This is a genomic window from Verminephrobacter aporrectodeae subsp. tuberculatae (assembly GCF_026127385.1).
Classification (GTDB): Bacteria; Pseudomonadota; Gammaproteobacteria; order Burkholderiales; family Burkholderiaceae_C; genus Acidovorax; species Acidovorax aporrectodeae.
Genome location: NZ_QZCX01000001.1, coordinates 182979 through 199539 on the forward strand (window position 1 = coordinate 182979; position 16561 = coordinate 199539).

The 16561-nt window shown below is 66.4% G+C and carries 5 protein-coding genes and 1 pseudogene; 3 read left to right on the forward strand and 3 right to left on the reverse strand.

Annotation, left to right across the window (positions count from 1 at the left end; all coding sequences use genetic code 11):
• Positions 1-9: 9 nt before the first annotated feature.
• From D5041_RS00655 to D5041_RS00665, 3 genes are all read left to right on the forward strand, one after another.
• Positions 10-3453 carry an Ig-like domain-containing protein gene (locus D5041_RS00655; protein WP_265283600.1) on the forward strand — a complete coding sequence of 1148 codons (3444 nt, stop codon included), beginning with the start codon at positions 10-12 and terminating at the stop codon, positions 3451-3453.
• A gap of 131 nt (positions 3454-3584) precedes the next feature.
• Positions 3585-6629: an Ig-like domain-containing protein gene (locus D5041_RS00660; RefSeq protein ID WP_265283601.1), complete on the forward strand. Its 3045-nt coding sequence runs from the start codon at positions 3585-3587 to the stop codon at positions 6627-6629.
• Positions 6630-7209: 580 nt separating this feature from the next.
• Positions 7210-15273 carry an Ig-like domain-containing protein gene (locus D5041_RS00665; RefSeq protein WP_265283602.1) on the forward strand — a complete coding sequence of 2688 codons (8064 nt, stop codon included), beginning with the start codon at positions 7210-7212 and terminating at the stop codon, positions 15271-15273.
• Positions 15274-15430: 157 nt separating this feature from the next.
• On the opposite strand, the gene D5041_RS00670 is transcribed toward D5041_RS00665, so the two are convergent.
• The 3 genes and pseudogenes from D5041_RS00670 to D5041_RS00680 form a co-directional block, all read right to left on the reverse strand.
• Positions 15431-15709, reverse strand: coding sequence for a type II toxin-antitoxin system RelE/ParE family toxin (locus D5041_RS00670; RefSeq protein WP_010100876.1), 279 nt, complete (start codon positions 15707-15709; stop codon positions 15431-15433).
• Complete coding sequence (gene relB / locus D5041_RS00675; RefSeq protein ID WP_010100874.1) at positions 15696-15896, reverse strand: type II toxin-antitoxin system RelB family antitoxin; 201 nt, start codon at positions 15894-15896, stop codon at positions 15696-15698. The genes D5041_RS00670 and relB overlap by 14 nt, the downstream gene beginning before the upstream one ends.
• Positions 15893-16186: pseudogene (locus D5041_RS00680) on the reverse strand (transposase); the annotation flags it as partial. The gene relB and the pseudogene D5041_RS00680, both read right to left, overlap by 4 nt.
• Positions 16187-16561: the final 375 nt, after the last annotated feature.

A 16561-nucleotide genomic window follows, 5' to 3' on the forward strand; every position in this document is an offset into this window, starting at 1 on the left:
GAAAACACCATGACTACTTCCGCCGTTACCTCCGTCAGAATTTGGGCCGAGGCACTCCGTTCCCAGGACGGCTCATACACACTGTTCACGGGGTCCCCATCGACCAAGGTGCATTTCTATTTCAACGAAGGGCCGCTGGAGTCGAGTTTCAGCCTCTCCGACTGCACGATCCCGAACGACACCCGCTGGACCACCGAATTGACCAGAGACCCCAACGATGCCAGGCACTACTGGGTCGAGCTGGAGGCGCTGGAAGGTGTGGAGTATGGCGGCGGTCGCCTCACCCTGGACCTTGCCGACGTCACGGATCACGACGGCAATGCGGTGGAATCGAACTCGGAGAGTTACTTCATTTCCGACGAATTTTTCACCGTCGACACCGTCCCCCCCAAACTTGCGCGCATCACGATCGACAGCCCCTGCATCAGAGTCGGGGAAGGCACCCAGGTCTGGTTCTATTTCAGCGAAAACGTCACCGAAGCAAGCGTCAAGGCAGCCCTCGACCTCTCCCAAGCCCATGGCACGCTGAGCGACCCCCGCAGCCTCTACGGCAACGGCGTCTGGGTCGCCTTCTTCACCCCCACAGCGGACACGGAAAACACCAAAGATTGCAAGATCGGCCTGGACATCTCCCAGGTGCAAGACCTGCAGGGCAACACGGGACAGACCGACGCAAGCGGCGGCGGTCCCGTCTACAGCAACAGCTACGCCGTGAACACTCTGCACCCCTTGCTGGCCGCGGATGCCATCACGTACAGCGAGAGCATATTGACGCGTGACACGATGTCCATGACCGTCACCGTCACCTTCTCCGATCCCGTCACGGGCTTGGGAATCACAAGCCTGCGGGAGCCCGTGGGGGGGAACATCGGGGAAAAGGGCACGCTGTCCCCCCTGGTCGCCAGCACCCCCGACGCCGACGGCTACAGCGCCGTCTGGACCGCCATATTGACGGCCCCGCGGGACAAGAACGCGAATAACTCGGAGAACAACAAAATCACCGTGAGCCTCGACGGCGTGACCGATCGCGATGGCTACCAGGCCGCAGGCACGGTGGAATCGAGCAACATCTACGCCATCGACGTCAAATGGCCCACCATCGTGACCACGATGAGCGACACGAATCTGGGCATCGGGGAAGTCGCTACGATCACCCTGCGCTTCTCCGAAAAAGTCACCGGCCTCACCCTCGACGACTTCGCGAACGGCCAGTACGACCAGGTCCCCCCCACTCTGAGCGACTTGGTCAGCAGCGATGGCGGCCAGACCTGGACCTTCAAACTGACCCCGGCGGACCTCAGCGACCGCGGGAGCCCGGTGAACATCTCCCGCTCGATCTTCCTGCCCCGGGGCAGCGTGGCGGACGCGGCGGGCAACTCGGGTCCGGTGGACGACGAATACATTCCCGACTACACCGTTGACCACTCCCGGCCTGTCCTGGCTTCGTCGCGCATCGCCTACGCGTCCGAAGAAACCGACAGCACCCTCGACGCCGGCGAAACCGCCACCGTCACCTTCGTCTTCTCCGAAGCGGTGACGGGCTTCGACACCCACTGCGTGACGGCCTACACCGACGACGCGGGCAGCGCCACGATGATCCACCCGGACGCTGCCGGCGGCATGCTGTCGAACCCGGTCTCCACCGACGGCGGCATCACCTGGACCGCCACACTCACGGCCCCGACGGCCAGCACCACGATCACCGACGTCGGGCTGGACGTGGACATGGGCTGCGTCACCGACGCCTCGGAGAACAAGGGCGAGGGAACGGCATCCAGCGACTTCCGCTACACCGTCGACACCACCGTCTCCGGCACACGCCCCAGCGCCACCATTGCGCTCGCCGACAGCGCGCTCACCGCCGGCGAGACCACCACCGTCACCATCGCCTTCAGCGAGCGCGTCAACGGCTTTGACGCCACCGACGTGGACCTCACGAATGCCAACGGCACGCTCGGCACGCTGAGCACCACCGACGACATCACCTGGACCGCCCCCTTCACGCCCACGGCTGGCTTCGAGGGCGTGACCAACACCATCCGCCTGAACCTGACCGGCGTGACGAATGACACGGGCCGCACGGGCGCAGGCACCGCCGCCAGTCCCAACTACGCCATCAGTACCATCGAACGGCCCACCGCGACCATCACGCTGGCCGATACCAGCCTGGCCATTGGCGAGACCACGACCGTCACCTTTGCCTTTAGCAAAGCCGTCCCCGAATTCACGCGCAACGACGTCGATCTCTACGACGCCAACGGCACATTGGGCGACCCCACGACGAACGACAACGGCAGAACCTGGACGGCCACCTTCACGCCCACGGCCAATGTCGAGAACGAAACCAACACCATCAGCGTCAACCTGGCCGGCGTGACCAACCCCGCAGGCCGCGCCAGCACCGTCCACGCGGATAGCCCCAACTACCGGGTCGACACCCGGGCCCCGGTGTTCTACCGGGCCATGGTGAACAGCGCCCGGTTGACGCTCGGCTGCGCCGAAGGAATCGGTCTGGACGCGACCCATATCCCGCCCGCCACGGCTTTTGCGGTGCACGTCGATGGCGTGCCCACCGCCGTCACCGCCGTCCGGGTGCAAGCGCAGGACAATATCGTCAGCTTGACGCTGGCCACCGCTGTCACCAACGGCCAGGCGGTGACCGTCGCCTACACCGCCCCCACGACCGACGACGATGCCAACGCCATACAGGACACGGCCGGCAACGACGCGGCCAGTTTCTCCGCCATGCCGGCGTACAACCGCACCCCCGCGCCACAGGGTCCGGCCTCGTCGGCCCGGTCGGCTCCGTTGACCCCCTCGGACCCGACGCACAAGAACGCGGACAGCGATGGCCTTCCCGGCAGCGCTGGCGCAGCCCCCGTGGCCGGCGACGGCAACGGAGACGGCACCCCGGACGGCACGCAGGCCGCGGTGGCATCGACCCGCCTCGTGCTCAGCAGCCCCACCGGAGCAAGCCAGCCCGCAGACGCGGCCAACAGCACCCCCGTGACCCTGGTGGCCGGCAGCCTGGACGGCAAGCTGGACCCGGACAGCAGCGGCGCACGCATCACCCGCCTGGAGCAAGAAGACGCCCCCGCCGAATTGCCCCAGGGGATGGAGACGCCCCTCGGGCTGCTCCGCTTCGAGGCAACGCTGGCCCCGGGCCACAGCAGCGAGGCGTTCAGCCTGTACGTAGACCCGGCGCTGGGCGTGGGCGGCTACTGGGCCCGGGACGGCACCGGCACCTGGGTCAACCTGAGCAGCGCACCCTACGGCGGCCAGGTGGTGCACGAGGGCGGGCAGCTGCGGCTGGACTTCGAGATCGCCGACGGCGGGCCGTTCGACGCCGACGGCCAGGCCAACGGCGCCATCACCGCGCCCGGCGCCGCAGCGCGCATGCCCTTGTCCCTCATGGGGCAGACGCCGGATGCGGCGGGCGGCCTCTGGTTCTGACGGTGCCGCGCAGCAGGGTCTGGCACAGCAGCTGCCCAAGCCTGTCCGCCCCGGCAATGTGAGGTCACCGGGGCTGCTCCGAATCCGCAACTGCGCATCAACCATCAACCATCAACCGCTGAAGAAAAACCATGACCATCGCCCCCATCAAAGTCAGAGTTTGGGCCGACACCTACACCTTCGAGTCCGACGGGGAGGAAAGGACCGTCTTGCATCTCCAGCTCGACGACTGGCCGGAGTGGTCGATCTACATGCTCCCCGACGACCACAGCTTCGGCTACAACACGCCCCTGGAACCCATCTGCTGGCTTTATGACAGTTCCGATAAGCTCCGGGGTTACGCGCAGCTCGAGCGGGCCCCCCACAACGAGCACCTCTGGCTCTCACTGAGTGTGGGGGACGGCGCGACGCAATGGCACAGCGACTCCGTGGACCTTGGCAGGATGATCGCCCCCGATGGGGGCTGGAGAAACATGGGGGACATGTTTTTCGATATGTTGCCCACCGACACCGTCAGGCCCAAGCCTCGCAGCATCACGATCGACGACGAACACCTCCAAGTCGACGAAACCGCCACCGTCACCTTTGTTTTTAGCGAGAAAGTCGCCAACTTCCAGTCCGCCATCGACCTCTCCAAAGCCCATGGCACGCTGGGCAGTCTGACCACCGTGGACGGCGGCATCACCTGGACCGCCCCCTTCACACCCACGGCCAACACGGACGCCGAAAAATGCGTGATCTCCGTGCGGATGAACGAGGTACGGGACCTGTACGGCAACCCGGGGACGGACCTCGATGGAGGGAATACCCCCGTCAACAGCAACGGCTACGCCGTCAACACCACGCGGCCCAGCTTGGCCACTGCCGGCCACACCATCGACGACAACCAGCTCGGCATGGGCCAGACCGCCCACGTCAGAATCAAATTCAGCGTGGCGGTGAAGGGCTTTGACGCCTCCGACGTGATCCTCGCCCCGGGCAGCGGCAGCGTGCGCCAAGTGCTCGCCTCGCAACCCGCGGCCGACGGCAGCAGCGACACCTGGGAGGTGGTGCTCGATGCCCCCGGCGCCGACGGCGCTGCATCGACGAACAACCCGATCAGCGTGAACCTCGCGGGCGTCAGCACCCGCGCGGGCAACGCGGGCCAGGGCACCGTGGCCACGGGCCTGCGCTACGGCGTAGACCTCACCCGGCCCACGCTGCTCAGCACCCGCATCAGCTACGGCGCAGGCGAGACCGACAACATTCTCAAACTCGGCGAAACCGCCCTGGTCATCTTCACCTTCTCCGAAGCGGTGACGAACTTTGACCTCGACGATCTGCGCATGACCAAGGGCCCGCGCAGTGGCACGCTGTCGCAGCCGGTATCCACCGGCGACGGCAGCGTCTGGATCGCGACCTTGAGCGCCCCGGCTCCCGGCGTCACATCGTCGAACAACGCCATGCGCGTGAACCTGTCCGACGTGCACGATCTTGCGGGCAACGCGGGCGAGGGAGTGGTTCTCGCCGGCGTCCGCTACGACATCGACACCTTCGGCGAGCGCCCCACCCTGCGCATCACGCTGGCCGACACCTTGCTCACCGTGGGCGAGACCACCCTCGTCACCTTCGACTTCAACCAGGTCGTCACCGGTTTTGACGCCGACGACATCGTGCTCACCCACGCCAACGGCACGCTGGGCGTCCTCACCGCCGGCGCAAACGGTAAAACCTGGACCGCCCCCTTCACGCCCGCAGCCAACACCGAGAACGCGAGCAGCACCATCCGCGTGGACCTGACTGGCGTGCGCAACGCCGCAGGCACCCCCGGGATCGGCAGCGCCACCAGCGCCAACTACTCCGTGGACACCTGGCCGGCAGACACCACCGGTCCAACCGTCACCATCACGCTGGCCGACGTCCGCTTGGCCGTGGGGGAAAGCACCACCGTCACCTTTGCCTTTAACGAAGTCGTCACCGGCTTCACGCGCGACGACGTCGAGCTCTACGAGGCCAACGGCACATTGGGCGACCTCACGACGCATGACGACGGCAGAACCTGGACGGCCACCTTCACGCCCAAGGCGAATGCCGAGAGCTGGACCAACACCATCCGCGTAAACCATGCCGGCGTGGCCAACACCGCAGGCCGCGCCGGCACCGGCCGCGCGGATAGCCCCAACTACCAGGTCGACACCCGGGCCCCGGTGTGCTACAGGGCCTTGGTGAACAGCGCCCGGTTGATGCTCCTCTACGGCGAAGGAGTCGGCCTGGACATGACCCATATCCCGCCCACCACGGCTTTTGCGGTGCACGTCGATACCGTGCGCACCGCTGTCGTCACCGTCCGGGTGAACGCGCACAACACCGTCAGCTTGATGCTGGCCACCCCTGTCACCAGCGGCCAGGCGGTGACCGTCGCCTACACCGACCCCACGACCGGCAACGACGCCCACGCCATGCAGGACATGGCCGGCAACGACGCGGCCAGTTTCTCCGCCAGGCCGGTGGACAACCGCACCTCCGCGCCACAGGGCTCGGCCCGGTCGGCTCCGTTGACCCCCTCGGACCCGACGCACAAGAACGCGGACAACGACGGCATTCCCGGCCCCGCTGGCGCAGCCCCCGTGGCCGGCGACGGCAACGGAGACGGCATCCCGGACAGCACGCAGGCCGCGGTGCATTCGACCCGCCTCGTGCTCAGCAGCCCCACCGGAGCAAGCCAGCCCGCAGACGCGGTCCGCACCCCCGTGACCCTGGTGGCCGGCAGCCTGGACGGCAAGCTGGACCCGGACAGCAGCGGCGCCCGCATCACCCGCCTGGAGCAAGAAGACGCCCCCGCCGAATTGCCCCAGGGGATGGAGACGCCCCTCGGGCTGCTCCGCTTCGAGGCAACGCTGGCCCCGAGCCACAGCAGCGAGGCGTTCAGCCTGTACGTAGACCCGGCGCTGGGCGTGAACGGCTACTGGGCCCGGGACAGCGCCGGCCACTGGGTCAACCTGAGCAGCGCGCCCTACGGCGGCAAGGTGGCGCACGAGGGCGGGCGGCTGCGGCTGGACTTCGAGATCGCCGACGGCGGGCCGTTCGACGCCGACGGCCAGGCCAACGGCGTCATCACCGCGCCCGGCGCCGCAGCGCGCATGCCCTTGTCCCTCGTGGGGCAGACGCCGGATGCGGCGGGCGACCTCTGGTTCTGACGCTACAGCACGCAGGGCCTGGCACAGCGGCTGCCCAAGCCTGTCCCCGCGCCCCGACGGGGACGGCTTGAACCCGAGGAGTTGACGGGGCTGGCGCCGCATTCGCCTGCATGGTGCGGACAGGGCGCGCCTGCGCGCGCCGAACGATCCCGATCGCGCAGGCGACAAGCCACAGCAGCAGTTGCCCGGAGCCGGCGCAATACGCAACGCGCAGCGCTTCGGGCAGCGCCAATCCCTCTGCGCCCCCGCGCACGGTCCCGCTCAACCAGCCTGGCGCGCACGCACAAACGTGGGGGTGCACGGCCTGAAAAATTCGCGTTTATTTCCCGCGAAAAGGGCCGCGGGCGCGGGCATCCGGCACGCAGCGGGTGACCTGGGCTGAGCGCGCAGGGCACGGCGATTGGCCACGCCCAAGGGGGTGGACGAGACCAGCGTCTGCGCCATGTTCTGCATGGGCGTCGAACGGTAGCGCGCAGGGCACGCCAAGGCATCCAAGAAAAATTTCGTAATAGAACACTCGATTGTGTTTAAATATGCGCCACTTTTGTTACGTTCTCGTTGCTGCTGAAAAAGGAATTCGATGACACACACCACAAACCTCACTGCCGCGATCACGATCAGCAGCAACAAACTGGGCATTGGCAAAACGGCCACCGCCACCATCCGCTTCTCCGAAGCCATCGATGCCAGCAGTTTCACCACCGCCGACCTGACCGTGGGCGGTGGCGTGCGACTGTCCAACCTGCGCAGCACCGACGGCGACAGCACCTGGGAGGTCACGCTGACAGCCCCGGGGAATCCGGATCCCGCCAATCCCGCCATCACCAACCCCGGCACAGTGCGCAGTTCGACGGGCAATCAGATCCGTGTCAACCTCGCCGGCGTGACCAACCTCGCCGGCAAGGCGGGCGTGGGCGAGGCCGTCTCCACGGTCACCTACGACATCGACGCCCGGCGCCCCTCGGCCACCATCACGCTGGCCGACAGCGCGCTCACCGCGGGGGAAACCACCACCGTCACCTTCACTTTCAACGAGCCCGTCACCGGCTTTGATGCCAGCGACGTCAACCTCTCGAATGCCAACGGCACGCTGGGCCCGCTCACGGCCGCAGCAGACGGCAGAACCTGGACGGCCACCTTCACGCCCACGGCCAACGTCGCCGACACGACGAATACCATCAGCGTGAACCTGCGCGGCGTATCGGACCTCGCGGGCAACATCGGAACGCGCACCACCACCAGCGCCAACTACACCGTGGACACGCGCGACACCACCGGCCCCACGGCCACCATCACGCTGGCCGACAGCGCGCTCACCGCGGGTGAGACCACCCCCGTCACCTTCACTTTCAGCGAACCCGTCAGCGGCTTTGATGCCAGCGACATCGACCTCTCGAATGCCAACGGCACCTTGGGCCCGCTCACGTCCAACGCCAACCGCACGGTCTGGACGGCCACCTTCACGCCCACGGCCAACGCCTCCGACACGACGAATACCATCCGCGTGAACCTGTCGGGTGTGTCGGGCCTCGCGGGCAACGCCGGAACACGCACCATCACCAGCGCCAACTACACCGTGGATACGCGCGACACCACCGCCCCCACGGCCACCATCACGCTGGCCGACAGCCTGCTCACCGCAGGGGAAACCACAACAGTCACCTTCCGCTTCAGCGAGCCCGTCACCGGCTTTGATGCCAGCGACATCGACCTCTCGGATGCCAACGGCAGCTTGGGCCCGCTCACGCCCGACGCCAACCGCATGACCTGGACGGCGACCTTTACGCCCAGGGCCAACGCCAGCGACGTGACGAATACCATCCGCGTCAACCTCGCCGGCGTGACCGACGACGCGGGCAACGCCGCCACCGGCATCGCCTCCAGCGACAACTACTTCGTGGACACCATGCGGCCCACGGCCACCATCACGCTGGCCGACACCGCGCTCACCGCGGGGGAAACCACCACCGTCACCTTCCGTTTCAGCACGTCCGTCACCGGCTTTGATGCCAGCAACATCAACCTCTCGAATGCCAACGGCACACTGGGCCCGCTCACGTCCAACGCCAACCACACGGTCTGGACGGCCACCTTCACGCCCACGGCCAACGTCAACGACACGACGAATACCATCCGCGTAAACCTCGCCGGTGTAAGCGGCTATGTGGGCAACATCGATGCCATCAGCGCCAACTACTCCGTGAACACCGTGCGCCCCACGGCCACCATCACGCTGGCCGACACCGCGCTCACCGTAGGGGAAAGCACCACCGTCACCTTCACTTTCAACGAACCCGTCAACGGCTTTGATGCCAACGACATCGACCTCTCGAATGCCAACGGCACGCTGGGGCCGCTCACACCCGACACCAACCGCACAGTCTGGACTGCTACCTTCACGCCCACGGCCAACGTCAGCGGCGAGGCGAACACCATCCGCGTCAACCTCGCCGGTGTGCGCGACATTGCGGGCAACGCCGGTGCCGGTGCTGCCAACAGCGCCAACTACTCCGTGGACACCCGCGACACCACCGCCCCCACGGCCACCATCACGCTGGCCGACACCGCGCTCACCGCGGGCGAGACCACAACAGTCACCTTCCGCTTCAGCGAGCCCGTCAGCGGCTTTGATGCCAACGACATCAACCTCTCGAATGCCAACGGCAGCTTGGGCCCGCTCACGTCCGACGCCAACCGCACGGTCTGGACGGCCAGCTTCACGCCCACGGCCGACGTCAGCGCCGGGGCGAATACCATCCTCGTAAACCTCGCCGGTGTGCGCGACGACGCGGGCAACGTCGGTACCTACACGGCATCCAGCGCCAACTACTCCGTGGACACCGTGCGCCCCACGGCCACCATCACGCTGGCCGACACCGCGCTCACCGCGGGCGAAACCACAACAGTCAGCTTCCGCTTCAACGAGCCCGTCAGCGGCTTTGATGCCAACGACATCGACCTCTCGAATGCCAACGGCACGCTGGGCCCGCTCACGCCCGACGCCAACCGCACGGTCTGGACGGCCACCTTGACGCCCACGGCCTACGTCAACTCCCTGGCGAGTGCCATCTACGTAAACCTCGCCGGTGTACGCGACGATGCGGGCAACACCGGTACCGGCAGCGCCATCAGCGCCTACTACTCCGTGGACACCATGCGCCCCACGGCCACCATCACGCTGGCCGACACCGCGCTCGCTGCGGGTGAAACCACAACCGTCACCTTCCGCTTCAGCGAGCCCGTCACCGGCTTTGATGCCAGCGACATCAACCTCTCGAGTGCCAACGGTACCTTGGGCCCGCTCACGCCCAACGCCAACCGCACGGTCTGGACGGCCACCTTGACGCCCAGGGTCAACGACAACTCCTGGGCGAGTGCCATCTACGTAAACCTCGCCGGCGTGCGCAACGACGCGGGCAACGCCGGTACCTACACCGCCTCCAGCGCCTACTACACCGTGGACACCGTGCACCCCTGGGCCACCATCACGCTGGCCGACAGCGCGCTCACCGCGGGGGAAACCACCCCCGTCACCTTCCGCTTCAACGAGCCCGTCAACGGCTTTGATGCCAGCGACATCAACCTCTCGAGTGCCAACGGTACCTTGGGCCCGCTCACGCCCAACACCAACCGCACGGTCTGGACTGCTACCTTTACGCCCAGGGTCAACGACAACTCCTGGGCGAGTGCCATCTACGTAAACCTCGCCGGCGTGCGCGACGACGCGGGCAACGCCGGTACCTACATCGCCTCCAGCGCCTACTACTCCGTGGACACCGTGCGCCCCTGGGCCACCATCACGCTGGCCGACACCGCGCTCACCGCGGGCGAAACCACAACAGTCAGCTTCCGCTTCAACGAGCCCGTCACCGGCTTTGATACCAGCGACATCGACCTCTCGGATGCCAACGGCAGCTTGGGTCCGCTCACGCCCGACGCCAACCGCATGATCTGGACGGCCACCTATACGCCCACGGCCAACGCCAACGACACGACGAATACCCTCCGCGTAAACCTCGCCGGTGTGCGCGACGACGCGGGCAACGCCGGTACCGGCAGCGCCATCAGCGCCTACTACTCCGTAGACACCGTGCGCCCCACGGCCACCATCACGCTGGCCGACACCGCGCTCGCTGCGGGTGAAACCACAACCGTCACCTTCCGCTTCAACGAGCCCGTCACCGGCTTTGATGCCAGCGACATCTGGCTCGGGTTTGCCTGCGGCACATTGGGCCCGCTCACGCCCACCGCCAACCGCACAGTCTGGACGGCTACCCTGACGCCCAGGGACAACGCCAACTCCCTGACGAATTTCATCTACATATACCTCGCCGACGTGAGCAACGACGCGGGCAACGCCGGTACCGGCATCGTCTCCTGCGCCTACTACTCCGTGGACACCGTGCGCCCCACGGCCACCATCACGCTGGCCGACACCGCGCTCACCGCGGGGGAAACCACAACAGTCACCTTCCGTTTCAACGAGCCCGTCAACGGCTTGGATACCAGCGACATCGACCTCTCGGATGCCCACGGCGCGTTGGGTCCGCTCACACCAAACGCCAACCGCACGGTCTGGACGGCCACCTTCACGCCCAGGGTCAACGACAACTCCTGGGCGAGTGCCATCTACGTCAACCTCGCCGGCGTGCGCGACGACGCGGGCAACGCCGGTACCTACACAGCATCCAGCGCCACCTACTCCGTGGACACCGTGCGCCCCACGGCCACCATCACGCTGGCCGACAGCCTGCTCACCGTGGATGAAACCACAACAGTCACCTTCCGCTTCAACGAGCCCGTCAACGGCTTGGATGCCCGTGACATCGACCTCTCGAATGCCAACGGCAGCTTGGGCCCGCTCACGCCCAACGCCAACCGCACGGTCTGGACTGCCACCTATGCGCCCACGGCCGGCGCCAGCGCCGGGGCGAATACCATCCGCGTCAACCTCGCCGGCGTGACCGACGACGCGGGCAACGCCGGTGCCGACATCGCCTCCAGCGGCAACTACTCCGTGGACACCATGCGCCCCATGGCCACCATCACGCGGGCCGACACCACGCTCACTGCGGGCGAGACCACAACAGTCACCTTCCGCTTCAACGAGCCCGTCACCGACTTTGATGCCAGTGACATCGGCCTCTCGTATGCCAACGGCACGCTGGGCCCGCTCACGCCCAACGCCAACCGCACGGTCTGGACGGCCACCTTCACGCCCACGGCCAACGTCAGCGCCGGGGCGAGTGCCATCTACGCAAACCTCACCGGCGTGCGCGACGACGCGGGCAACGCCGGTACCTACGGCACCTACATCACCTACTACTCCGTGGACACCGTGCGCCCCACGGCCACCATCACGCTGGCCAACACCGCGCTCGCTGCGGGTGAAACCACAACAGTCACCTTCCGCTTCAACGAGCCCGTCACCGGCTTTGATGCCAGCGACATCGACCTCTCGGATGCCAATGGCACGCTGGGCCCGCTCACACCCAACGCCAACCGCACGGCCTGGACGGCCACCTTCACGCCCACGGCCAACGTCAGCGCCGGGGCAAATACCATCCGCGTCAACCTCGCCGGTGTGCGCGACGTTGCGGGCAACGCCGGTACCGGTGCTGCCACCAGCGCCAACTACACCATGGACACCCGCGACACCAGCGACCCCACGACCACCATCACGCTGGCCGACAGCCTGCTCACCGTGGGTGAAACCACAACAGTCAGCTTCCGCTTCAGCGAGCCCGTCACCGGCTTTGATGCCAGCAACATCAACCTCTCGAATGCCAACGGCAGCTTGGGCCCCCTCACGCCCAACGCCAACCGCACGGCCTGGACGGCCACCTTCACGCCCACGGCCGACGTCAACACCGGGACGAATACCATCCGCGTCAACCTTGCCGGTGTGCGCAACGCTGCGGGCAACGCCGGTACCGGCAACGCCATCAGCGCCAACTACTCCGTGGACACCATGCGCCCCACGGTCACGATCACGCTGGCCAACGACTGGCTCACTGCGGGCGAGACCACCACCGTCACCTTCTCCTTCAACGAGCCCGTCAACGGCTTTGATGCCAGCGACATCGATCTCCTGTCTGCCTACGACACGTTGGGTCCGCTCACGCCCAACGCCAACCGCACGGCCTGGACGGCCACCTTGACGACCACGGCCAACGACCACTCCAGGCTAAATGTCATCCACGTATTCCTCGCCGGCGTGACCGACGACGCGGGCAACGCCGGTACCGACTTCGCCAGCGGCTACTACTACGTGAACGTCCCCGTCATGCAGCGCCCTACGGCCACCATCACGCTGGCCGACACCGCGCTCACCGCGGATAAAACCACCACCGTCACCTTCCGCTTCAGCGAGCCCGTCACCGGCTTTGATGCCAGCGACATCGACCTCCCGTACAACGACACCTTGGGCCCGCTCACGCCCGACGCCAACCGCATGGTCTGGACGGCCACCTTGACGCCCAGGGACAACGTCCGCGAAGTGACAAATACCATCCGCGTCAACCTCGCCGGTGTGAGCGACGCCGCGGGCAACATCGGTACCGGCAGCGCCATCAGCGCCAACTACACCGTTGACACCACCCGCCCCACGGTCACCATTTCTATGTCCAACCCGAGCTGGCCCGACAGCACCGTCATCTTCATATTCAGCGAGCCCATCAACGGCTTTGACCTCAGTGACATCGTGTACACCAACGGCACGCTGAGCACGCCCATGGCCAACGCCGACCGCACGGTCTGGACAGCCACCTTGACGCCCACGGCCAACACCAGCGCCCCGGCGAATACCATCCGCGTAAACCTCGCCGGGGTTACCAACGACGCGGGCCACGCCGGTACCTACACCGCCTCCAGCGCCAACTACTCCGTGGACACCGTGCGCCCCACGGCCACCATCACACTGGCCGACAGCGCGCTCACCGCGGGCGAGAGCACCACCGTCACCTTCCGTTTCAGCGAGCCCGTCTCCTGGTTTTATGCCAACGACATCGTGTGCAGCAATGGCACGCTAAGCCCGCTCACGCCCATGGAGAACACCGGCCGCACGGTCTGGACAGCCAGCTTGACGCCCACGGCCAATGTCTACGCCCCGACAAATGCCATCCGCGCGAACCTCACCGATGTGAAAGACGACATCTACAACGCCGGTACCGGAACCGCCACCAGCGCCAACTACTCCATGGACACCCGGCCTGCCAACGCCGCAGGCCCGACCGCCACGATCACGCTGGCCAACCCCAGCCTGGCCGGAGGGGAAAGCACCCCCGTCACCTTTGCCTTTGGCGAGCCCGTCACCGGCTTCACGCGCGATGACGTCGTGCTCACCCATGCCAATGGCACACTCGGCGAACCCGCGACCCATGACCATGGCAGAACCTGGACCGCCACCTTCACGCCCACGGCCAACGTCGAGAACAACCGCAACACCATTGGCGTAAACCTTGCCGGCGTGACCAACGCCGCAGGCCACGCCGGCACCGGCCTTGCAAATAGCGCCAACTACCAGATCGATACCCGGGCCCCGGTGGTGTACTGGACCACGGTGGTGTACTGGACCACGGTGCGCGACAACTGGCTGTCTCTCGGCTACGCCGAAGAAACCTACTTGGACGCAACCCATATCCCGCCCGCAACGGCCTTTGCGGTGCGCGTCGATGACGTGCTCACCGCCATCACCACCGTCACGGTGTCCGCGCAGGACAAGTCCGTCTACTTGAAACTGGCCACCCCGGTCGCCAATGGCCAGGTGGTCACCGTCGCCTACACCGACCCCACGACCGGCAACGATGCCAACGCCATACAGGACGTGGCCGGCAACGACGCGGCCAGTTTCTCGGCCAGACCGGTGAGGAACGACACACCCGCGCAACAGGAACAGGATTCGGCCTCGTCAGCCCGGTCGGCTCCGCTGACCCCCTCGAATTCGCCAGTCCCCTCCCCGGCCCCGGAAGGCCCGCCGAACCAAAACACCCAGGACGACAGGGACAGCGACGGCGTTCCCGGCAGCAGCGAAGACCAGCCCCCCGGCACCCCCAGCCCCGCTGACGCAGCCCCCGCGACCGGCAACGATGACGACGACACCCCGAACAGCACGCAAACGGCAGTGCGTTCAACCAGCGTCGTGCTCAGCAGCCCCCCCGGAGCAAGCCAGCCCGCAGACACAGCCAGCAGCACCCCCGTGACCCTGGTAGCCGGCAGCCAGGACGGCAGCCAGGACCCGGACAGCAGCGGCGCCCGCATCACCCGCCTGGAGCAAGAGGACGCCCCCGCCGAGTTGCCCCAGGGGATGGAAATGCCCCTCGGACTGCTCAGCCTGGAGGCGACGCTGGCCACGGGCCGCAGCAGCCAGACCTTCAGCCTGTACGTAGACCCGGCGCTGGGCGTGAACGGCTACTGGGCCCGGGACAGCGCCGGCCACTGGGTCAACCTGAGCAGCGCGCCCTACGGCGGCAAGGTGGCGCACGAGGGCGGGCGGCTGCGGCTGGACTTCGAGATCGCCGATGGCGGGCCGTTCGACGCCGACGGCCTGGCCAACGGCGTCATCACCGCCCCGGGAGCCGCAGCGCGCATGCCCTTGTCCCTCATGGGGCAAACGCCAGATGCGGCAGGCGGCCTCTGGTTCTGACGCCGCAGCACACAGGGCCTGGACAAGCGGCCTTGCTGTGCCCAAGCCTGCCCGCCCCCCCGCGGGCGGCTTGAACCCGAAAGAACTGGCAGGCCGCACCGCATCCCCCTGCATGCTGCGGACATGGCCGCCTGAACGTACCGGCCGTGTTCCAGGCTCATGGGTACTCTTGGCGGGCGTGCAACACGCGCAGCACATGGATGCGGGCCTGCTCTACCCGATAGACAACGATGTAGTTCGGGTGAACCACGTATTCCCGCGTCCCCCGCACACGGCCAGGACGCAAGCCAAACGGCACGAGGGGGAGAAACCGCTCCACGCCCTGCTCGATGGTCTGCCGCAGGTCTTGGGCGGCTGCGGGGTTGAACTGTTCGATGTAGAACTGGATTTCGGCCAAGTCGAGTTGGGCCTCGTCCGACCACTCAATGGGCAGCACGCTTGGCCCTCATCTCGTCCAGCAGGGCGTCCACGCGCGCAATAGCGGCATCGTGGGGCAGGCTCGGGCGCTCGCTCTCGATGGCTTCTTGCACCTTGACGCGGAACCAGCGGTCGTAGCTGTCAGCTTGCTGCTGCGTCTCGAACTCGGAGACGCGGGGGTCCAGGGGGGTGGTTGCGGTGGTCATATGCGATTTCCTTTCTTGGGTCGCTTCAGAAAACGGAAAAGCCTCTTGAGCGCCAGCAGTGGCTCGATCTTCGCCTCAATGCACGCGATCACGTTGGCCTGGCTGCAAAAGCCATTGTCCGTGATCAGCGACTGCACCTTACCCAGCACTGCGGACAACGCCAGGATCTGCGCCAGCGTGGGCACGACTTCGCGCTTGTCGTTGGGTGCCTGGCTCACATGCCGGGTGATCACCATCATGGTCTCGGTGTCCACGCCGGCCTGCGCGTTGTAGCTTTGCTCGAAGCCGCCCCGGTTCAACCTTGCTTTGGGTGATCGGCTGGGCCGTGGGCCCGGGTCTGCACGGAAGGAGAAATTCGCGTCTATTTCACGCAAAAAAACAGCGGGCACGGTGTAACAAAAGGGCCCTGCACGCAATGGATGAGCGCGCGCAAAGGGCATGGCGAGGGAGCGCCACAGGCCCTTGGCCCATACCCAAGGGAGTGGACGAGATCACCGCCTGCGCCCTGCTCTGCACAGGGATTGAGCGGCTGGACCTGGGCAGCTGAAAAAAACTGTGATTAAATGCGCGTCACCTCTGTTACGTATCCACTGCCGTTCCGCGGCGGAACCCCAACCCGTAGCCGGAACTGCAACCCCAGTCCGCAACCGCACACCAACCTTTCA